Source organism: Proteus vulgaris (assembly GCF_033708015.1).
In the GTDB taxonomy this organism is placed as follows: Bacteria; Pseudomonadota; Gammaproteobacteria; order Enterobacterales; family Enterobacteriaceae; genus Proteus.
On sequence record NZ_CP137920.1, the window covers coordinates 3,192,703 to 3,214,929 of the forward strand.

Annotated in this window: 17 protein-coding genes and 1 CRISPR repeat array; of the genes, 7 read left to right on the plus strand and 10 right to left on the minus strand. The window is 37.3% G+C overall.

Annotated elements, in window-relative coordinates; genetic code table 11:
• Window positions 1-824: 824 nt before the first annotated feature.
• From SB028_RS15165 to allS, 5 genes are all read left to right on the plus strand, one after another.
• Entirely contained in the window at window positions 825-1,487 is a 663-nt protein-coding gene (locus SB028_RS15165) for a CDP-alcohol phosphatidyltransferase family protein (RefSeq protein WP_248620090.1), read from the plus strand.
• A 3-nt stretch (window positions 1,488-1,490) separates the two neighbouring features.
• Entirely contained in the window at window positions 1,491-2,204 is a 714-nt protein-coding gene (locus SB028_RS15170) for a lysophospholipid acyltransferase family protein (RefSeq protein WP_069367327.1), read from the plus strand.
• Window positions 2,191-3,126, plus strand: a complete 936-nt coding sequence (locus tag SB028_RS15175) for a phosphatidate cytidylyltransferase (protein ID WP_069367326.1) — start codon at window positions 2,191-2,193, stop codon at window positions 3,124-3,126. Before SB028_RS15170 ends, SB028_RS15175 begins: the two co-directional genes overlap by 14 nt.
• Before the next feature lie 322 nt (window positions 3,127-3,448).
• Window positions 3,449-4,270 (plus strand): CPBP family intramembrane glutamic endopeptidase, encoded by an 822-nt coding sequence (locus SB028_RS15180; RefSeq protein WP_069367325.1) that lies wholly within the window; start codon window positions 3,449-3,451, stop codon window positions 4,268-4,270.
• A gap of 378 nt (window positions 4,271-4,648) precedes the next feature.
• Window positions 4,649-5,563: an HTH-type transcriptional activator AllS gene (allS, locus tag SB028_RS15185; RefSeq protein WP_036934748.1), complete on the plus strand. Its 915-nt coding sequence runs from the start codon at window positions 4,649-4,651 to the stop codon at window positions 5,561-5,563.
• A 59-nt stretch (window positions 5,564-5,622) separates the two neighbouring features.
• Here the strand turns inward: allS and SB028_RS15190 are convergent, their stop codons facing one another.
• From SB028_RS15190 to SB028_RS15220, 7 genes are all read right to left on the minus strand, one after another.
• Window positions 5,623-6,864: an MFS transporter gene (locus SB028_RS15190; protein WP_069367324.1), complete on the minus strand. Its 1,242-nt coding sequence runs from the start codon at window positions 6,862-6,864 to the stop codon at window positions 5,623-5,625.
• Window positions 6,865-6,889: 25 nt separating this feature from the next.
• Window positions 6,890-7,795 (minus strand): carbamate kinase, encoded by a 906-nt coding sequence (locus SB028_RS15195; RefSeq protein WP_069367323.1) that lies wholly within the window; start codon window positions 7,793-7,795, stop codon window positions 6,890-6,892.
• 47 nt (window positions 7,796-7,842) lie between these two features.
• Window positions 7,843-8,670, minus strand: a complete 828-nt coding sequence (locus SB028_RS15200; RefSeq protein ID WP_069367322.1) for a DUF2877 domain-containing protein — start codon at window positions 8,668-8,670, stop codon at window positions 7,843-7,845.
• A gap of 42 nt (window positions 8,671-8,712) precedes the next feature.
• On the minus strand, window positions 8,713-9,978 hold the full coding sequence (locus SB028_RS15205; RefSeq protein WP_069367321.1) for a DUF1116 domain-containing protein: 1,266 nt from the start codon (window positions 9,976-9,978) through the stop codon (window positions 8,713-8,715).
• Between the two features lie 12 nt (window positions 9,979-9,990).
• The gene (locus SB028_RS15210; protein ID WP_069367320.1) at window positions 9,991-11,658 is read right to left on the minus strand and encodes an acyl-CoA synthetase FdrA; all 1,668 of its coding nucleotides are present in this window, start codon (window positions 11,656-11,658) and stop codon (window positions 9,991-9,993) included.
• A 547-nt stretch (window positions 11,659-12,205) separates the two neighbouring features.
• On the minus strand, window positions 12,206-12,772 hold the full coding sequence (locus SB028_RS15215; protein WP_069367319.1) for a YceI family protein: 567 nt from the start codon (window positions 12,770-12,772) through the stop codon (window positions 12,206-12,208).
• A gap of 105 nt (window positions 12,773-12,877) precedes the next feature.
• Complete coding sequence (locus tag SB028_RS15220; RefSeq protein WP_069367318.1) at window positions 12,878-13,555, minus strand: hydrolase; 678 nt, start codon at window positions 13,553-13,555, stop codon at window positions 12,878-12,880.
• Between the two features lie 276 nt (window positions 13,556-13,831).
• Here SB028_RS15220 and SB028_RS15225 point away from each other — a divergent pair, with 276 nt between their 5' ends.
• The gene (locus tag SB028_RS15225; RefSeq protein ID WP_069367317.1) at window positions 13,832-14,704 is read left to right on the plus strand and encodes a pirin family protein; all 873 of its coding nucleotides are present in this window, start codon (window positions 13,832-13,834) and stop codon (window positions 14,702-14,704) included.
• 76 nt (window positions 14,705-14,780) lie between these two features.
• Here SB028_RS15225 and SB028_RS15230 read toward each other — a convergent pair whose 3' ends face one another.
• The gene (locus tag SB028_RS15230; protein ID WP_069367316.1) at window positions 14,781-15,686 is read right to left on the minus strand and encodes a LysR substrate-binding domain-containing protein; all 906 of its coding nucleotides are present in this window, start codon (window positions 15,684-15,686) and stop codon (window positions 14,781-14,783) included.
• 531 nt (window positions 15,687-16,217) lie between these two features.
• Here SB028_RS15230 and SB028_RS15235 point away from each other — a divergent pair.
• Window positions 16,218-17,690 (plus strand): anion permease, encoded by a 1,473-nt coding sequence (locus SB028_RS15235; RefSeq protein ID WP_069367315.1) that lies wholly within the window; start codon window positions 16,218-16,220, stop codon window positions 17,688-17,690.
• Between the two features lie 134 nt (window positions 17,691-17,824).
• Window positions 17,825-20,433: a CRISPR direct-repeat array (repeat unit 28 nt; unit sequence TTTCTAAGCTGCCTGTATGGCAGTGAAC).
• Window positions 20,434-20,563: 130 nt separating this feature from the next.
• Here SB028_RS15235 and cas6f read toward each other — a convergent pair.
• Window positions 20,564-21,196 carry a type I-F CRISPR-associated endoribonuclease Cas6/Csy4 gene (gene cas6f, locus SB028_RS15240; RefSeq protein ID WP_069367314.1) on the minus strand — a complete coding sequence of 211 codons (633 nt, stop codon included), beginning with the start codon at window positions 21,194-21,196 and terminating at the stop codon, window positions 20,564-20,566.
• A gap of 8 nt (window positions 21,197-21,204) precedes the next feature.
• Window positions 21,205-22,221 (minus strand): type I-F CRISPR-associated protein Csy3, encoded by a 1,017-nt coding sequence (gene csy3, locus SB028_RS15245; protein ID WP_069367313.1) that lies wholly within the window; start codon window positions 22,219-22,221, stop codon window positions 21,205-21,207.
• Window positions 22,222-22,227: the final 6 nt, after the last annotated feature.

Sequence of the window (22,227 nt, forward strand, 5' to 3'; positions counted from 1 at the left end):
CTATTTTGGATGAATTACACCTAATATGGGAATAATTAATACGTTAGATACCATTCTACGATAGAAAGGGTGGCAACTTATTTTGATGCCCCCTTTTCATTTGTGTTCGTTTAATTTCCATTTAAAACATCTGTATATATTATTTTCATAATCGCTATTATTAATAACTATTATGATTGTTTTTTATTAATAATAGCAATATAAGAACAGATGATCCCCTTCATTTGATTTAAATCATTTTTACTTATAATAAAGATGAGCATTCTCATTTTTAATTTCTCATTTCCTTTATTCTTTTTTCACGAAGAAAATTATTAATGATTAAAAAATAATACAAAAGAAATTCCAGTCTCTTTTTTTTATGCCTATTTAAAGACTGTTTATGCATTTTGATTTTTGATTTAAACAAAAATTTCTTTATAATAAAATTCTAATCAAAGGGTTTTGATTATGCTTATTCAAACAGTAAAATAAGAAATAATAATAAGTATTTTCCTTTACCTCCCCTTTTACTTAAGAAATTTATTCTTTTCATAGTTTAATTACTGTAATACATCATTTACTATTTCTACTTAATAATGATCACATTAAGAGTATCATCAAACGATTAATTCATATAAGTATAATACATTAGCACCGAGTAAGTATTAACACTTATTGAAATAAATAGTTATTGAGGATTGATTTATAGTCTTAATAAGAGCATAACAATAAGGAATTAATCCCCATAAAAAAATATAAGATAAACTTATACGTTTATTCTTATTCTAAGTTTGTGCAAATGCCTTTATGCTATACCTTTCTAACTCGCTTTTTATAAAAAAATGAACGCTCAAGATAAAAACCGTCGCCCGATAAAAGCAAGACAAACAAGCTGGGCTACAAAATGCAGTCGATACTTACAACGAAAAGGGGCAACCCCTAACGGTATTTCCGTGTTTAGTGTCATATTTGCATTACTCGCAGGCTTATCACTTTTTTGTGCTCTCTATTATGCATCTGGGTTATTACGCTCAATGTCACTGATCTTTGGCGCTATCATGATCCAAGGTCGCCTCATTTGTAATTTATTAGATGGTATGGTTGCCGTTGAAGGCGGCATGAAAAGCCCAGTAGGTGCTGTTTATAATGAATTACCAGACAGAATCGCCGATACCTTCATTATTTTGGGGGTCGGTTATGGTCTCTCTTCTGACTTTTCTATGGCCATCACATTGGGCTGGGTGGGCGCTTTTTTTGCGGTAATGACCGCTTATGTTCGTGTATTGGGGGGGACTTGTGGATTAGATCAACAATTTACAGGCCCAATGGCAAAACAACACCGAATGGCATTATTAACCTCAGTAGCTGTTATTGCTGCATTTATTCCTGGTCTTTGGGGAGTATGGCTCTTTTTTATTTCATTATGGATTATTATCTTAGGTTCAATGCTGACCACAATTTTCAGAACCCGTCAAATTTTACGGGATTTAGCACAAGGTGTCTGATTAATGAAAAATGGAAAACTAGCTTTAGATGCAAAAGTAGTATCATCCGTCTTAGTCTCTATTTGTCGATTCTTAACAGGTATTCGCGCTAAACAAACCTCGCCTATTGCAAAAGATACACCTTGTATTTATTACGCTAACCACTCTAGCCATCTTGATGGTTTAGTCATTTGGTCTTGTCTTTCGCCCAATATTCGCCCTTATGTTCATCCCGTTGCTGCTGAAGATTATTGGAATAAAAACCGCTTACGCCGTTATTTATCTCGTCGTATCTTTCGAGCTATTCTTATTCCTCGTCATGCGGCAAAAATGAATTTTCCACCAGAAGAAAATTCTTGCGAAGAGCACGTAGAACAACCCCAAAATAGCTCAGCACCCAATAAAGCCAATGCTCTTGCTCTGATGCAAGAAATTTTAGACCAAGGGGATTCTTTAATTATTTTTCCTGAGGGTACTCGAGGTAATGGTGAATCTATTCAAGATTTTAAAGCTGGCCTTTGGCATCTCTCCCGTAAAAATCCGAATGTACAATTAGTCCCTATTTACCTGGAAAACTTAAATAGAGTCCTTCCTAAAGGTTCTCGCTTAGTTGTTCCTGTTATTTGCAGTGCAATTTTTGGTGCTCCTATTGGATCTACTCATGAAAATGAAAGTAAACAAGCGTTTCTGGTAAGAGCAAAAAGTGCATTAGAGGAGCTACACAATGGAACCTATTAATAACGAAGTCCTCTGGATCTTTATTGGGCTCTTCTCATTCTTAATTATCGCCAGCATTATTGGTGCTATTTTAGCGGCAGTAAAAGGTCCGACATCCACTATCACGAATCTTAATTCAAGGATCAATGCGTGGTGGGTAATGTGTATTATTGCGGGTGTAGCAATAGGGATTGGGGCAATCGGATCTGTCGTCCTATTTGCCATTATCTCATGGCTTGCATTACGCGAACTGATTACGTTAACCCCCACACATCGTGGCGACCATGAAGCGCTCTTCTGGTGTTTCTTCGTTATATTGCCTATCCAATACATTCTTGTCGGTGTGCAATGGTACAACTTAATGGCGGTATTTATTCCCGTTTACGCCTTCTTATTAATACCAACACGTATGGCTCTTTCAGGTGACACTCGCCACTTCTTAGAACGTATGGCGAAAGTACAATGGAGTGTGATGATAGCCATTTATTGCCTAAGTTATGCACCGGCACTTTTAATGTTGCCAATTGAAGGTTTCGAAGGTCGTAATATCAATTTACTGCTCTTTTTAATGATAGTGGTACAGGTTTCTGACGTACTTCAATATGTGTTTGGTAAATTATTTGGCAAACATCCTATCGTGCCTAAATTAAGTCCCAATAAAACAGTGGAAGGTTTTTTTGGTGGCATTATCTCCGCCAGCCTTATTGGTATGATGTTGTGGTGGGCAACGCCTTTTTCATGGTGGGCGGCATTTTTACTCTCTTTAGTCATTACATTAGCCGGTTTTGCAGGTGGTTTATGTATGTCTGCAATCAAAAGAGACAGTGGAGTAAAAGATTTTGGCACCATGATCGAAGGTCATGGCGGCATGATGGATAGAATGGATTCCCTCTGTTTTGCAGCGCCTATTTTCTTCCATGTTATTCGCTATTTTTACGTTTAGTTTTACCTTATTTAATCCAAAGTAAACTCGCCTATATTCCCCCAAATGCCGATATTAAAACTATCGGCATTTTTATACTCCCTATTTTGCTCATACTTATTTATTTAATATCACAAATTGACTATCATTATATAAATTAAACAATTGTTTTAATTTTAGATTAAAAATCAATGTTTTATATTTGCATTAAAAATCAAACAATTAAATAAAAAAACCGCGAATAAAGAGGTCAGATTTCTCTATTTTTTTATTTATAGTGATAGCCTAAAAGGCTGCTATCTTTTACCCTAGCGCTCCTTTTCATTTTAGATTTTTTACAATTATGATTACTTGGTTACTTCTTGCTTTTTCTTTATTATTTTTGGGTTTCAATCGTACTCTTGCGTTTACTACACTGATATTTACAGCACTTAGCGCATTTATAACTGGTGTTATTACATGGCACGCCCTTCCCGTTATTTTGAGTATTCTCTTACTGGCTCTTGCCTATTCCCGCTATAAAAAACAGCCTCTACTTAAAGCTATCATCATTCTTGCGCTTGTCATTATTGCCAGTGGATTAACTTTTCACCTTATTCCTGGCTTTAACAATTTACGTTACCTTTCACACGCCATTATCGGGATGAAAAGCGCGCCTTTTTCTTTTTATTTCAATGCAGATAAAGCATTATTGCCTTTTATTTTTCTGATCTTTATTCCTACACTTTTCGTCTGCGAGCCATTAAGAGAAGCAAATAAATTACAGTGGGCAATGCTAATTATTGCTATTCCTGCATTGTTACTAATCGCTGTAACGTTAGGGGGATTAGCAATTGAATTGCATTTTCCGTCGTGGTTACCTGCGTTTATTCTCGCAAATCTCTTTTTTGTATCACTCGCTGAAGAAGCATTATTTAGAGGTGTTATTCAGCAAACATTATCACGTTACCTCCCCCCTTATATTGCGCTATTAATCGCAGCCATTATCTTTGGTTTAGCGCATTTCGCTGGTGGATTATTGCTGATCATATTTGCGTCATTGGCGGGTATTATTTATGGATTAGCTTGGATGTGGAGTGGTCGACTTTGGGTTGCAACACTATTTCACTTTGCACTTAATCTGACTCACCTGCTCTTTTTTACCTATCCATTTAAAATAGCGTGATCTCTCTTTTTCATATCACAACGATGACCTATTTTTTATCCTGACATTCACTGCCTTTTACTGATATCTTAACTTCGTCAGTAAAAGGATAAGTGAAACGTGAAAGCAATCACATAAATAGAATACAGATCTTCTTATTTGCGCCCATCATCCGATGAAATTTTTGTTAGTATGCTTTATCGCTTATCTATAAATAATCAAAACTTCATACGGCGAACAATAATAAGCCCAAAATAATAACATCCATTAATACGATAAGAAGTTGTCTTACTTTGCAGTATAGACCTCAGAAAAAATAGGTAAGCTTTGCTTTGTTGGCTTTTTTAATTCAGCATAATCTGCTGATATTTTGCCCCTCTTATTACCAGGACAAAAGATATGTTAGACCAAGAAATGATCCGTACTTTTATACAGGTCGCTGATTGCCAAAGTTTTACCAAAGCCGCCGATGTACTTCATAAAACATCAGCGGCGATCAGTTACCGTATAAAAACATTAGAAGAAAATATCGGTACCCAACTTTTTAATCGCACCACCAGAACAGTTACACTCACACCGGCAGGAGAATATCTATTAGAAAAATGTCGTCAATGGATTGTATGGTTAGAATCAATGCCTGTTGAACTTCAGCAAATGAACGCCGGTGTCGAACATCAAGTCAATATTGTTATTAATAATCTTCTCTATGATCGCACTGCGGTTGCCAGCATGTTGGCTTGTCTTCATCAACGTTTTCCTTCTACCCAATTTCATATTACTCGCCAAGTCTATATGGGGGTTTGGGATGCGCTTATTAACGAGGATTATCATTTTGCTATCGGTGTTACAGGTAATGAATCCCTTAAGAATAATATTAATATTTGTGCGATGGGTGAGATCCAATGGCAATTTGTTGTCGCGCCTAATCATCCTTTAGCCAATATCAGTGGTGTATTAAGTGATGATCAAATGCGTATGTATTCTGCTGTAAATGTTGAAGATACATCTCGTCATCTTTCTAAACGTACTGCATGGCGTTTATCGGGTCAGCATGAGATCCGAGTACCTGATTTACACACTAAATTAGCCTGTCATTTAAAAGGCGTGGGAATAGGATTTTTACCATTAAGTTTATGCAAACCACTTATTGATAGCGGACAGTTAATTGCCAAAGAAGTAAAAAATCGTCGTCACAACTCTCCGCTTTCATTAGCATGGTGTGAAGATAAAAAAGGTGCGGTAGTCAGTTATTTAGTGGAATTATTTAAGCAAAATCATCCGAGTGTGCAATCGTTTTACGATCCTTTAAATTAAAAAGGCAAACCGAAGTTTGCCCTTTTACTGTGTAGTCCAATGACTATCTGAATAGCGAACTACGCTTTTGCTTCTTCATTATTGTTGCTTTCTTTAATAAAGAGGCTAGCCACAATACCGATACAAATTAGGATAGCGGCAAAGTAGAAACCCGAGTCCATGCTACCGGTTTTGTCTGATAGGAAACCCGTTAATGTTGGTGCAAAAACAGAACCCAACATACCGATACAGTTATAAACACCAAATGATGTACCTAGTGCATGTCTCGGTGAGTTATCAGCAACCACAGCAACAAGTACAGGGTTTGTACTAATTTTACCGACAATACCGTAAAGGATCAGCGCACCAATTAATACCGGCATTGATTCTGACATTGGTACCGCAAGAATAGCGACTAATGACAGTGGTAACATGATTAATAATACGGGTTTACGGCGACCAATTTTATCTGAAACCCAGCTAAATATCAGTGAACCAGGAATAGCAAACCATGGCATTAATGATGCGATAGTTGAAATTTGTGTCCCCGTAATTCCACGCTCAGTTTCTAAGTAGTACGGTAACCAAGTGACTAATACAAAGAAGCCATAAATTGAGCAGAAGATGGTGACATACGCAAGGTTGATATTACGATTACCAAATAAATCTTTAAATGTCAGTTTAACTTTCTGTTTTGGTGCGCCATTTTCTGTCGCTGGTTGTGCTTTTGGCTTATCTTTAATGATCCATAACATAACCAAACCAATGATAATAATTGGCACACCAATAATATAGAACGGAGCACGCCAGCTCATTCCCATCTCACCAACAGAAATACTTGAGATGTAATAACCAATAGATAAACCAAACGCCATACCACTATTGATAATCGCACTACCTAATGTAATACGATGTTTTGGTATCGCTTCCGAAGATAGACCATACTGAGGACCATAATAAAAACCTTGGAATATCCCCACCATGACCCATGCAAACATAAAGGTCACATAAGTTGGCATCATCCCCGCAATAATGGTGAATCCACCAAAGAGAACAACACCTGTTACTAATACTTTTTTCTTACCTAAATAGTCACCAATCATACCTGATGGAATATTTAGTGCAGTATATCCGATAAAGAAAATACTCATAATGGAGCCAAGTTGAGCTTTAGAAAGATCAAACTCAGCACCAATATTTACCATTAAAGGACCAATAATGGCACGGCTACCATACAAAGCAATCCAACCAAAGAAGAAGATAATGGTCAGTTTGACCCAATAAGGGACTTTGCCTTTCTCATTCACTTGTGCATCGTTCATAATGACGCTCCTGAAAGAATTTTTATTAAGACTTATAAATTAAAGTGCCAGACTGACCTTCAATAACTTGTTGAATATTTTGTAATGCACCAATATGAGCTTGTTGCCCTGTTGCATTCACAAAATCACTCACTGCCATAATTTTTGGTCCCATTGCGCCATCAGCGACAGCCATTGGTGCAAGTTCTTCTGGTGTTGCTTCACGAATTGCAGCTTGTTCTGGTGTACCCCAATTTTTATAAATAGCGTCGGCCTCTGTTAAAATAACAAAGTGTTCTGCATTTAATTCACGAGAAATTAAAGCTGCCGTTAAATCTTTATCAATAACAGCTTCACTACCAATAAATTCATTATTTGAGTTGTTGACTGGAATACCACCACCTCCACCACAAATAACTATATGACCTTTATCTAATAAAAGTCTTACAGCTTCGATATCAATAATCTTTTTCGGTGTTGGTGATGGAACAACTCGACGATAATGTTTACCATCTTGTTTAAATGTCCATTGATACTTCGCAATTAATTCTTCTTTATCAGCTTCATCATAAATAGGGCCGATAAATTTACTTGGATCGTTAAATGCTTCATCATTAATATCAACTGAAACTCGAGTCATGACTGTTGTAATTGCTTGCTCAGGATCATTCTGATTAATTTTCTGCATCATCATATAACCAATCATACCTTGGCTTTCTGCGACTAAAATATCCAATGGATATGCAGGAACATCTTGATATGCAAGGTTTTGTAGTGCAAGTAATCCAACTTGAGGCCCATTACCGTGTACTAATACAACACGATACTCTTTAGCTAATTTATTAATTGTCTCTGACATTAATTCAATATTTTTATATTGATTTTCAGCAGACAACACTTCTCCGCGTTGCAATAATGCATTTCCGCCTAAAGCGATAACAATTGTTTTCATAATTATCCGTATCCGAATGTTTATATAAATTCTTTTATTAAAAAAAATTAATCAATATGCTGTTGTTGTTTTTTAGCTTGGTAACCAATCCATAATCCCAGTAATGTATCCGCGCCGGAATGATGACCAATAGAGAGTATTTCCAACATATCCTTAAAAATAATCTCTTTATTCTTTATTTTTTTACCTAATTGAATGAGATAGGTAGAAAATATTCCCTGTGTGGCATATTCCAAATAATGCTTACTGACAATGGTGGTCAATTCAGATAAAGGCGGTGTGTTATTAAAAAAATTATTAATTTTATTTTCTGGCTCTGCTAAATAATGTGCAAATAACATTCCTACAAGCATATCATCTGAACTTGGCGTTAATCCGGGGCCTTTCCCTGTAAAAATAGCCCAGTTAACTGCATTGCCTAATAGCTGAGTATGAAACAGCTTAGTTAATAACTTAATTTCGCTAAGTTGCGCAATTTGACGGTAATTTTTCAATGATCCGTATAATCCCGTTGCAATCGCAGGGGATAACAAAGAAAAGAAACTTTCTAACCAACGCAAATCTAAATCCGCTTTATCTTGTAAGCGCAAATTTTCACTTGGACCCGCGATCAATGTCAGCTTATTGGCGAGTATCGCTTGATGGTTTTTAAGGTTCATGACAATCGAGGGATGGCACTGTTTTGCAAAATAATCAAAATCCGCTTGTTTCAGTAACCATCCCATCGGGCTTAATCCTCTTCCTTCACGATGAAAAGTCATTAAGCGTTGTTGAGGACAAATGAAATTCAAAGCATGGTCATAAATGCCCACACATTTAATCTCACCTTCAAAATCAGCGATATGCTGGCTGGTCTGAAGTGCTTGAATTTGCATAATGCCCCCTTTATTGCTGTACTTTGTCGTTAAAAAACGAGATTAAGCGTCGATACCTAGCTCTTCAGCGAGTGCAACAATCGCTTTTTCAAAGCAACCTAAAGGTGCGCGTACAGTACCTGCACCAATCTGACCAACACCTGGCTCTTTATGTGCAATACCCGTGTTAATCAGTGGAGTGATCCCGGTTTCAACAACACGACGAGCATCTAAACCTAAGCATGCACCTTGGAAATCCCAAGTCGGTATTTGCAACATCATGTTACGAGCAAGATAGATCTCAGCCATTTCTTCAGTCACTTCACGAGCCGCATCCATACCACCAGATGCACCGACAAAGCGAGTTACACCAGGAGCCGCAACCATTGCAGCACCACCAATACCGAAGGTTTCAGTAATTGCACTGTCACCGATATCTGGGTTTGCATCTGCTTGGCTAAAACCAGAGAAGAACAGACCTTGTGGTGTATTTACCGGAGCGGTAAACCATTGGTCACCCATTCCGCTGATTTTGATACCAAAGTTGCTACCATTACGTGTCATCACAGTGACGATAGTCCCTTGCTTGATTTGAGCACCCGCATCCATCGCCGCTTTACAGTACGCCATTGCTAAGTTCAGGAAGAATTGGTCTGTAATGCTCAGGAATTTAGTCACTTTTGTGATTTCAGCTTCTTCAAAATCTAAAGTGCCTAATACTGGTGCAAGCTGACGCAGTAACAGTGCAGATGCAGCAATGTTACGTTGGTGGAATTCATCACCCATCGTAATTGCTTGCCCCATAATTGCCGTCAAATCGATACCGTTTTCAAAGGTTGCAATGGCCGCTTTTAATACTGGCGCTAAGCTATTTTTCATCCAATGTAAACGCTCTTGCACATCAGGACCGTAAGCACCAAAACGCATTACTTTACCGATACCTTCGTTCATGTTGCAGTAAGCGTAGTTACCATGGATGTGGTTTTTGATAACCAGCATTGGCATATGCGCAGAAGTGATCCCTCCCATTGGACCTACTGCATTTACGTTATGGCAAGGAATAAACTCAATTTCCCCCGCTTCTAACATCGTTAATGCTTGTTCTTCCGTTTCTGCCCAGCCTTCAAATAAAGAAGCTCCGATACAGGCACCACGAACAGGGCCACTCATTTCCTCCCAAGTTACTGGTGGGCCAGCGTGAAGTAATTTTTTACCTGTCTCTAAAGTAGGAACAACTTCTTTTGCTAAGCTAACATCACACCAGTGAGGACGGGCTTCACGGATACGTTCGATAACTGCTTCATTCGCTTGTTCGATAGTTGAGTACATATCTGCAATTCCTTATTTCAATTTCTTTAATATTTCAGCCAGTTTTTTATTACCACCTGCGACGGGTGCCCACTGATAATGAACAACAGGGGTACCACTTGATTGCAGATCGTCCGCAAAGCTACGTAATCCTGCATTGATCACAGAGATCCCGTTAAGCAGTGGCGATACTTCGGCATGTGCTTCTGCTGGATGTGGCTGGATTAATTCTTTTGCTAATAAAACGGCTTCTGGCAACGTATCCATCACAATAATGCCCGCTTCTTTTAGCTGTTTTTGCTGTTCGCTGCGGTTTTGTGGATCGTCTTCAGTCCCCGTGATAGTTGCGATAGTGATCAGTGGATTTGCTTCGCCACGTTTCTCATTCAGTTTTTTGATTTCCTGAATTAACGCGCCGGCTGGATCTTGAGTTGCGCCATAGCCAATAACAAAATCAACCAGTAGCACGCCAGCTTCTGTTTTATTGCTTAGCTCACTGATAAATTTGTTACGTGTAGAGGGATCAATCATTGGGTGTGGTTTACCCTGTGTATAGAAATCATCACCCATATCGATAATTTTGTGGCCATCAGCATCTAGCATTGTGCCTTGTTTATGTTCGTTATCGACTTCAACATTGAGTTTTTCAGATAACAACATGGCGCACTCTGCTGCTAACGTCCCCCCCGCATAAAGACCAATGATTTTCTTACCTGCTACTTTTGGCAGTTCTGCAGCAATGTCTTCAACACGAGCTAACTCAGCCGCAATGCGTGCGGTTTCATCTAAAGTGCGAGTGAAATAGATATTGTCGTCTTGAAATTTCTCAGGAGTTGTACCTAAGAATTGAGCCACAATCGGTTTATTATGGCGTTTCATTTCAGCAATAATTTTTTGACGAACAGCGGGTGCTGGTGGCTTAGAAACAAAAGCGATAACCCGAGTATTAGGATCAGCAGCCAACATATTGATAGCAGTGACCGCACTGATCCCACCTATTTGCTCTGTTAAGTCACGACCGCCTAAGCCAATTGAATGAGAAATACCTTGGCGCTGTAAAACGATTTGAGAGGTAATTTCTTGAATACCTGTCCCTGATGCGCCAACAATACCAATTGAACCTTTCGGTGCAATGTTAGCGAAAGCAAGAGGAGCACCTGCAATATTTGCTGTACCACAGTCAGGTCCCATAACAATCAAACCTTTTGCCGCTGCTTTTTCTTTTAATGCTTTTTCATCTGCGATAGAAACGTTGTCAGAGAACAGCATAACGTTACAGCCATCTTCTAACCCCGTATCGGCTAACTCAGCAGCATATTCACCAGCAATAGAGATAAGTAGCATATTGGCATTAGGATTTTTTTGTTTAGCGGTACGCCAGCTACGGACTGTCGTTAATTTGTTACCACCTTTTTGACCACTTGCAATTTCGGCAAGTGCGTCTTCTAATGCCGTTGAAATCATATCGATAATGGCAGGATCGTCTGATTCCGCTTTAATCGAAACACAAATGTCATTCGGTGTTGCTTCGTTAAACATGTCATGCCAGAAACCGGTGACATCAAGAAGAGATTTATTCGCTGGTGTTCCCATCATGACGGAAATTTCTTCCACCTCAGGGGCTTCACTTAATTTTCGGGAAATAATCATCAGGCTTACGGAATCCTGAAAGCTCCCTTTTTTAATAAAAGCATGGATCATTATGATATCCTTAACGCATTTAATATATGTAACAACACATATTTATTTGCATTTCGTTTTTTTGATAATAAGAAGCCTATTTGCTTAATTTATTAAGCAATATAAATAAATGTCTGATTTATTAATTTCTAATCTCTGTATATAAACATACTGAAGAAAAATAGAAATGTAGAGTGATAGAAGTCACACTTATTTATTGTAAAAAATTTTTATTTAATCGGATGATATTTATTAAATAAATTATGATGAGGAAAGTTTATTAATTCAGGAATAAAACCAAAAACTTTAGAAGGAAATTTAACGTTCCTTAAACAACTTGCAGAGCGTAAAATTCAAATAAAACAAAGATAAACAATACTGGTATCACAATTATTTAACATACAACAATAAATAATTATTATCAACAAATAAAAAAATCCCGTCTTCTTTCTTAAATATTTAAATTCGTCTTTATTTTTAGCGGCGCTTTATTTTATTCAATAACAAAAAAAGCCTTGTATTTAATAAGGCTTTTAAAATAGAAAGAATATTTAATATATGACTTAAGTTACTGCTTAATAGCTTCGACTTGAATTTTTAATGTCATATTATCAGCCATCCCTTCCTTGACTAAAAAGTCCACTCCCCAATCCGAACGTTTAATGACTGTTTCAAAATCGCCACCACAAACAGGCGCATTAAATACAGGACTTTCATAACAATTAAATTTAGTGGCTGTTAATTGAATAGGTAGCGTTTTTCCTTTCATTGTTAATAACCCTTCAATAGAAGTGGGCTTATTATTAGAAAAATGCCATTGAGTTGAAGAAAACTGAATGGTTGGGTATTTATCTACATCCAAGATATCAGCACTTTTCACATGCTTATCAAATGCTGTTAATCCCGTATTTAATGTTTCAACTGGAATAGAAACATTTATTTTTCCTATATTTTTTTCTGGAAGATAAGTTAAATCTCCTTCAATTTCATAAAAACCCCCACTGTTGGTCGAAGTCCCGAAGTGATCAATATAAAACATAGCTTTAGTATGTGTCGGTTCAAGTTTATATTCATTTGCTTGTACTGTGGGCACAAGTAATAATGAGGATAATACAGCAGGAAAAATAAATTTCATTATTGGTTCCTAATCTATTTTTATAAAAATATGCCCATAAAGAAAAGGCTTTATAGGCATCTTTAAACACAGAAAATACAAATTAAAAAGAACGTTGAAAATTAATTAACGCTGAGAATCTAAAACTTCATTATTTTTTAATACATCTTGCGCTTTGCTATAACTTTCAATTAATAGCTGATAAGCAGGGAAAATTTGAGTATACGCTTGCGCCCATTGTGCAGCGTCAGCACGGTTCCATGTTTTTTGAATTTCAGAAGCAACAGCGGCGGTATCCATAGGGACTACGCCCGCTTGAACAATACGAGCTAAGGTAATTTCTTCAGCCATTTTGCTGTAAGTACCCGATGCATCAATCACTGCAAAAACTTGATACCCCTCAGCAACGGCACTAATTGCAGGGAATGCCATACACACACTTGTAATAGTACCAGCAATAATTAATTGCTTTTTACCTGTTGCTTTAACGGCTTCAACAAACTCAGGATTATCCCAAGCATTAATTTCGCCTTTGCGTGCAACATATTTTGCATGAGGTGCATTTTGATGAATTTCAGGAATTAATGGACCATTAGGACCTTGTGGTACAGAAGCCGTAGTAATAACAGGCATGTTAGCTAATGTTGCCATTTTTGCTAATACAGAAGCACGCGCTCGTAATTCAGTCATTGGCATATCACCTACGGTTTGAAATAAACCACTTTGGTGATCAATTAATAACATAACAGCATCTTCTGGATTAATTACAGGGCGCTGACCATTAAAGTTTGCTGGAGTGCTCATTTTTTTATTCCTTTTAATTAATTTGATTATTAACATGATTGAAGAACAATATTAGAGAAAAACATTTTTATCTTTTTTCTCTTTCGTTGTCATAAACAATAATCAATTAATAAAAAGCTCGGTAGTAGCAATTATGATAAACACTATTCTAAAAATAGAACACTGAAACATTTTATTATTGTTCTATTTTTAGGATGATGAAATCTATTTTTGCCACTACTTAAATATATTAGTCACTTTAAAATAGAACCTATAGAAATTTTATAGGAACATTTTATGAAAAAGATCATAGGTATTTATAAAGCACCTCGCCAACATTGGGTTGGTGATGGTTTTCATGTTAGCTCGCTCTTTAGCTATGGTAACCATGGTAAATATTTAAATCCATTTTTACTTTTAGATAGAGCAGGTCCGACTGATTTTCCCGCATCTCAAGGACATAATCGTGGTGTCGGTGAACATCCTCACCGCGGATTTGAAACAGTCACTATTGTTTATAAAGGTGAAGTCGCACACCATGATTCCACAGGAGAAGGTGGTGTAATTGGTCCAGGTGATGTGCAATGGATGACCGCTGCATCCGGTATTTTACATCAAGAATATCATTCTGATGCATTTACCAAAGAAGGCGGTGTGTTAGATATGGTGCAATTATGGGTTAATCTTCCATCTGAGGCTAAATCAGCCCCTGCTGGCTATCAGTTATTAAAAGAAAGTGCGATCCCTGTAATTCCTTTGGCAGATAATGCGGGTCAATTGCGTATTATTGCTGGGAATTATCACGATTCGCATGGCGCAGCAAAAACCTTTTCGCCAGTGGATGTATGGGATATCCAATTAAAACGCACAAAATCAGTGACGCTACCCACTAAGAAAGATCGCTATGTTGGCTTAGTGGTTTTACACGGTAGTGTTTATCTTGATAATCAAACCCAATTACAAACAGGTGATTTGGTTATTTTAGATAATGAAGGTGGCTCTGTTAGTCTTGAAGCGATTGAAGATGCCGTCGTCTTATATCTCAGTGGTGAACCGATTAGTGAGCCTGTTGTAGGCTATGGTCCTTTTGTGATGAATAGCGAAGCACAAATCAGACAAGCCATTGATGATTTTAACCAAGGTAAATTTGGTCGTATTCCTAACGAGTAACACGTTTAAAATACGACATAGCACAATAAACGTATAAACGGCTCCCTTTAGTATTCGGAGCCGTTTTTATCTTGCTCTACTCTTTTAATGGCGACATATTATCAGCAAGGTATTCCAGTAATACCTGAATCGCTGGCAATAATCCTTTTCTTGACGGATAAACTGCATGAATAACATCTTTAGGAAAACGCCAATTTGGTAATACTTCAATTAACGAACCATTTTGTAATTCTTTTTCAACCACACTCAGTGGTAATCGTGTTATTCCTAATCCTTTTAATGTTGCTTTATAAAGCGTAATAACATCGGTTGTCGCTAATTTGGGTGTGACATGTTGTGTGGAAACCGTGCCATTTTCATGCGTTAACGTAAGTGTATATTGTTGTGAGTGTTCACTATTTGCCAAAACAGGATAATCTGCAAGTTGTTCGGGTGAACTTGGGATCTCTTGCCCTCTAAATAACCGAGGACTGGCAACGAGAACACGTCGAGAATAACCTAGAATTTTCATTGTTAAACCTGAATCATCTAGCGGTAATGCTCTTACCCGTAAAGCTAAATCAAGGCCTTCACTAATGACATCAACGGGTCGATTAATAGCTAATATCTGAATATTAATATCCGGATACTTTTCCATAAAATCGACCAAAATATCTTGAATATAAATTTGTAATAATGCGACTGGACACGAGAGTTTAATGGTGCCATGTGGGTGCCCTTGAGCTGAACAAATAACTTCTTCCGCAATTTCAGCTTCTGCAACCACATTTTTACACTGTTGATAAAATGTCTGCCCAATTTTAGTGACATGAAATTGACGTGTAGAGCGATAAATCAAAGAGACATTGAGTTTTTGTTCTAAATCAGCGATACGACGACTTAGTTTAGATTTAGGTATACCTAATGTTTCTGCCGCTTGAGAAAAACCGCCAAACTCAACGACTTTCACAAAATAGTAGAGATCATTTAAATCATACTTCATTGTGTATCACCTATTAGGTTATTTTCAATATTTAGCTGAATTGTTTCAGGTTTAGATATTATGACAAAAATAATTGTAAATATTATTTACTCTTATTCAGATATTGTTAATAACATTATAATCACATAGGTTAATAAAATAAAGATGACCCCAAATAATAACATACTTCGTTATAATCTTATCAATTTAATATTATAAATGTGATATAAGATAAAATTACATATCATAATTATATTTTATTTCCACCTATTATTTAAATTGCTTTTTATTATTAAAGTTTATCCACAATAAAAAACTAATAGAAACATAAATAAAAACAAAAAGATAAATAATCACTCTGTATTTCAATAACATTAGGTTACATAAAATCACTTATTTTAAAATTCAGTTAAAAAATAATTTTATTTTTATGACACTAATCAATGAATATTTAATAATATGTTAATAAAATCATCTTCAATAACAATATTTATTAGCTTGATTTTTTACTTCCGATTATTTATTTAACCTGCAACTTAATGGAATAACCTGATGAATAAATTAACTCCATTACGACCGATACCTACATTAATCGCCGTTTCTATTACCCTTATTATCTGGTTTCTTATTCCAGTACCACACGGTGTTGATCCCAATGCTTGGCATTTATTAGCGCTCTTTGTCGGCACTATCGCCGCCATTATTGGTAAAGCACTTCCTATTGGTGCCGTTTCTATTATTGCTATCGCATTAGTCGCTGTTACAGGTGTCACTAATCCTAATTCAACCAAAGCGGCTATTGGTGATGCATTAAGTGGATTTTCCAATGATCTTATCTGGTTAATTGGTATTTCTATTATGGTATCAATGAGTTTAAATAAAACCGGACTCGGCGCTAGAATTGGTTATTATTTTATTTCTCTCTTTGGAAAAAGAACCATTGGGATCGCCTATTCATTAGCGATTGCCGAAACCATATTAGCCCCAGTAACGCCAAGCAATACCGCTCGTGGTGGTGGAATTATCCATCCGATTATGCGTTCAATTTCAGACAGCTTTAACTCTAAAGCGGAAGAAGGTACAAGTGGTAAAATAGGCCGTTATCTCTCTTTAGTGAACTACAATATAAATCCTATTACTTCCGCCATGTTTATTACGGCAACAGCTCCTAACCCGCTCATTGTCAGCCTCATTATTAGTGAAACAGATCCTACACATGAACTTAGTTGGTCTATGTGGGCAATTGCCGCTTTTGTACCCGCTATTGTTTCATTAATTTTAATGCCTATTGTTATTTATCTACTTTATAAGCCTGAAATAACCAGCACGCCAAATGCGCCTCATTTTGCTAAGGAGCGATTAGCACAATTAGGACCTATTTCATTGCCAGAAAAAATAACGCTTGCTGTTTTCGCCTTGTTATTAATTATGTGGGCAGGTGTCCCCGCATTATTATTTGGTGATGCATTTAGCGTTAATGCAACAACAGCAGCATTTATTGGTTTATCGATTTTATTATGTACAGGCGTTTTAAATTGGGATGATATATTAAAAAACAAAGGTGCATGGGATACCGTAGTTTGGTTCTCTGCATTAGTTATGATGGCATCCTTCTTAGGAAAACTAGGATTAATTAAGTGGTTGTCACTCAGTGTAGGAGCAAGTATTGATAGTATGGGAATAAGTTGGGTCAGTGGCATGATATTACTGGTACTCATTTATGTTTATTCTCACTATTTCTTTGCCAGTACTACCGCTCATATTACCGCAATGTTTGCCGCGTTCTATGCCGCGGGTTTAGCCCTTGGCGCCCCTCCCATGTTATTAGGCCTTATTTTAGCGTTCTCTTCTTCATTGATGATGTCATTAACACATTATGGTACAGGTACAGCCCCCATTATTTTCGGTTCAGGCTACGCGACATTGGGCGAATGGTGGAAAACGGGATTTGTGATGAGTGTGGTTAATCTTATTATTTGGATCACGCTTGGCAGTGCATGGTGGAAAGTATTGGGGTATTGGTAGGATTTGATATCCTCCCATCTTAAAGGACGGCGCACCTGATAAAGTAATAGAGCAATGGCATTCTAAGCCGTTGCTCTATTTTCTGCCTATATGGCAGTGAACTTCATCAGTAGAATTCTCTGTCAAATGAATCATTTCTAAGCTGCCTATATGGCAGTGAACCAGTAATGATCCGTTGCTCATTCCATATGAGCTTTCTAAGCTGCCTGTATGGCAGTGAACCAGTAATGATCCGTTGCTCATTCCATATGAGCTTTCTAAGCTGCCTGTATGGCAGTGAACATAAATGCGTTGAATGCGGTCTGTGCTTGCTTTTTCTAAGCTGCCTGTATGGCAGTGAACCCAACTTAGATACAAACACCATGACTACTGATTTTCTAAGCTGCCTGTATGGCAGTGAACTAAATGATATTGAGTCAAAAGGGTCTGTTTTTTTTCTAAGCTGCCTGTATGGCAGTGAACATATGTTGTATATGTGTGTCTTTGTCGATAGTTTTCTAAGCTGCCTGTATGGCAGTGAACTCACCTATTAGCTTTTCAGCGCGGTTTAAGATTTTCTAAGCTGCCTGTATGGCAGTGAACTAAGACATATCCAGCATGAACACGCTAACTAATTTCTAAGCTGCCTGTATGGCAGTGAACGGCAACAGTACGAGCCACTAATAACGTTTGTATTTCTAAGCTGCCTGTATGGCAGTGAACGTCTGTGCATTGACAATAAAGGTCAGCAAATTTTTCTAAGCTGCCTGTATGGCAGTGAACATAAAGAAGATTCTTATAACTTTGACGGTACGTTTCTAAGCTGCCTGTATGGCAGTGAACGTGACCCATTCCAATTTACAACGCTTGTTGCATTTCTAAGCTGCCTGTATGGCAGTGAACGGGAAGTCACTGTTAATGGCACTAGAGTAACATTTCTAAGCTGCCTGTATGGCAGTGAACCGGCAGCAGATGCCTATTTACAGCACGCTAGATTTCTAAGCTGCCTGTATGGCAGTGAACATTCGTCGCGCGTTCGTGTCTCGCTTTGGCTTTTTCTAAGCTGCCTGTATGGCAGTGAACAGTCAGTCAGTTACGTCGGAGGGCTTACTTATTTTCTAAGCTGCCTGTATGGCAGTGAACACGCATTTAAACAATTGTGGACGGAGTTATCATTTCTAAGCTGCCTGTATGGCAGTGAACACATCCGCAGCAATACGCCCCATTTCCTTATCTTTCTAAGCTGCCTGTATGGCAGTGAACTTTGATTTATGGAAGATGCGAAAGATAGGAAATTTCTAAGCTACCTGTATGGCAGTGAACAAACGAATTTGAGCGGTACTGTCATTTAAAAATTTCTAAGCTGCCTGTATGGCAGTGAACTTCAAGAAATAAATGATGAATTATTTAACGGTTTTCTAAGCTGCCTGTATGGCAGTGAACAGACGCATTTAAAACTTTTAAAGAATTTGTAGTTTCTAAGCTGCCTGTATGGCAGTGAACTTAATAATTCCCATACTGCACAAGATTTAAAATTTCTAAGCTGCCTGTATGGCAGTGAACACGGTCGAAAGGGTGGAAGTATGATTAAGAACTTTCTAAGCTGCCTGTATGGCAGTGAACAGGATAGAATTGAAAAAACGGGTGAGCAACGATTTCTAAGCTGCCTGTATGGCAGTGAACACTTGATTATCATGACAGTAGGCTTGGCGCATTTTCTAAGCTGCCTGTATGGCAGTGAACTAAAACGTGTTTTAACTTGTGTTTCACTCGCTTTTCTAAGCTGCCTGTATGGCAGTGAACTTGGTGGCGCTAAATATTCTCAGCACTTACTATTTCTAAGCTGCCTGTATGGCAGTGAACAAAATATTGTGGCTTATGATGTTGACTACAACTTTCTAAGCTGCCTGTATGGCAGTGAACATTCGGTCGATTAGTTAAAGATACCCCCTACGTTTCTAAGCTGCCTGTATGGCAGTGAACTCCAATTAAAAACGATTGAAAGTGAGGGAAAATTTCTAAGCTGCCTGTATGGCAGTGAACATACAGACTCTATGCATCATATACATTGTGATTTTCTAAGCTGCCTGTATGGCAGTGAACGTGCTGGTCAACAAGTTGCGTCGGCTATTATATTTCTAAGCTGCCTGTATGGCAGTGAACTTCCATTATTAATGAATAGTATTCGTAATATTTTTCTAAGCTGCCTGTATGGCAGTGAACAAGCCTATCAATTGATAGGCTTTTTCTTTATGTTTCTAAGCTGCCTGTATGGCAGTGAACTAAAAAATAAAGGAATAAAAGATACGGGTAAATTTCTAAGCTGCCTGTATGGCAGTGAACATAGCGGAAAAAGTAAGAGCGTCTGCCGATGTTTTCTAAGCTGCCTGTATGGCAGTGAACAGGAATACGCCAAGTAGACGCCCACGCAGTAACTTTCTAAGCTGCCTGTATGGCAGTGAACAATTAGCTGATCAGGCAATTGCTGAAAATAACTTTCTAAGCTGCCTGTATGGCAGTGAACAGTGAGATACACCGCCTTTTTTACCAGAACAATTTCTAAGCTGCCTGTATGGCAGTGAACTTGATTATCTGGAGTGTGCGCAAATTGATAATTTTCTAAGCTGCCTGTATGGCAGTGAACGCAGGCATTCCTTCACCTAAAAGGATTAATTGTTTCTAAGCTGCCTGTATGGCAGTGAACCAATGCGTCGCCAAAAAGAAGAATTTCAGCCATTTCTAAGCTGCCTGTATGGCAGTGAACAAGAAATAAAAACATAAAAAACAAGTTATAACAATAGGCTAAAGATAAATTTGGGTTTTACCCCTTTATTTTACCTACTATTATAACTTATTGATTTATCATTCCATTATTAAAGAGCGAAAAACAAAGGTCAAAAACAAGGTACTGTTGACAATAATTCTTGCTTAGATTGAGATAAACTTAATCCATAACAATTAAAATGCTGTTGTTGTGGCGAACTTATAAAAATCTGCTTTATAAACAAAGGAAATTTTTGTGTCTCTCCATTTCGTTGTTTAGTCCGCTGACTCTCCATCCAAATAAAAGGTAATTGACTATGCTTAGGTCGTGTTTTTTCTAATTCAGATAAACATGATTCGATAGTTGCACCGGTTTTTTTAGCCCATAATACAGCTTTCTTATACATCTCTTTTTCTACACGCACCTTACCTTTTATATGCTCACGAAGATAACAAACTGACGTGGTATATTCAGGTACTGGTTGGATAGACTTAATATGCACATAATCTGATAAGCGAGTTAACCAACGAATGATATCTAACGTTTCTAAAAGCTTTTCTTCAGGCGAAAATAAACGTAATTTTCGTCCTAAGAAAAAACCAGGGCTTCCATATTCAGGAAAACCAATGGCAATTAAGCTTTGATTATTTTCCTGTTTATTTTCAACCAATGCTAAATGGATCTGCTGATAAATTTTCGTCCATAAAAAAGCAAGATCTATCTCTGCATCAGGCAATAAGGTCAGTTCTTGATAAAACTTCATGACTCACCTCATTTATCACTTTCACCAAACACACCACCACGAACTAAAATAGCCATCACATAGTGTTCATCCGTTTCATTTTCAAGCGTTTCACCTCTAGCCCATTTATCAAAATGAGTATAAAAATCTTGCTTGTCTTTAGGTGTTCTAAAGGCTGTCCCTAAATTAGTTACGGCTCCATAGGGTTCAATTGCAATCGGTAAGCCATTCTCATGGTATGCGGGATACCATGTATCAATAGAGCGCAGCGCGTTACCGATTTTTTGAGAATGCATGGCGGCCAATCCATTAACGTGATAAAGAATTTTACTTTTCTTACCTTTCCCTTTATCAAGCACTAATTCTTCACTTGGATAAACTTCTTGAGCTTTCCCTAATTGCGAATAAGTCGTGATTTCTAATAAAAGTGCCGGACTTTTTCCACTCAATGCATTAGCAATTAACTGTCCTAACTTTGCCACTTCATCATTTTTCTTATCAAAGTTACGAATATTTAATTCTAATGCTTTAAATATCCAGGTTTGTTCCATACCTTTATTCAAGCACTTAACAACAACTTCAATATTTTCAGCACCGACACGGTTACGCCATAAAAAACGAGCGCATGCAATATTATAAGCATAGCGATAAGCTAATTCGGTAAAACCTGTACGCTCAATATAATCTGTAACGGCTTTTGAATAACTCTCTTTAAAAATAGGATTATTACACGCTGATGGTGTTTCAACGCCCCCCAATACTTTTAAAGTAAATTGATGTTTTAACGTGTCTTGATTAATACCTAAAGCACATGCATCCACTGTTTGTAAATTTGCTTTTTCAACTTCTGCGTTTAATTTTACTGGGTCATTTTTTATAGCCTGTTTTAATCGGTTTGAAATAGTCCCTCTAACTGATTTTTCTTGTAATTTAAGAGGTGTAAATTCATTTTTATTATCCCAACAAGTGCCATAAAAATAACCATCAGAAGGAACGAGTTTTTTTTCAAATGCCAAAACGGATACAGTATCATTTTTTTTAGCCATGATTTT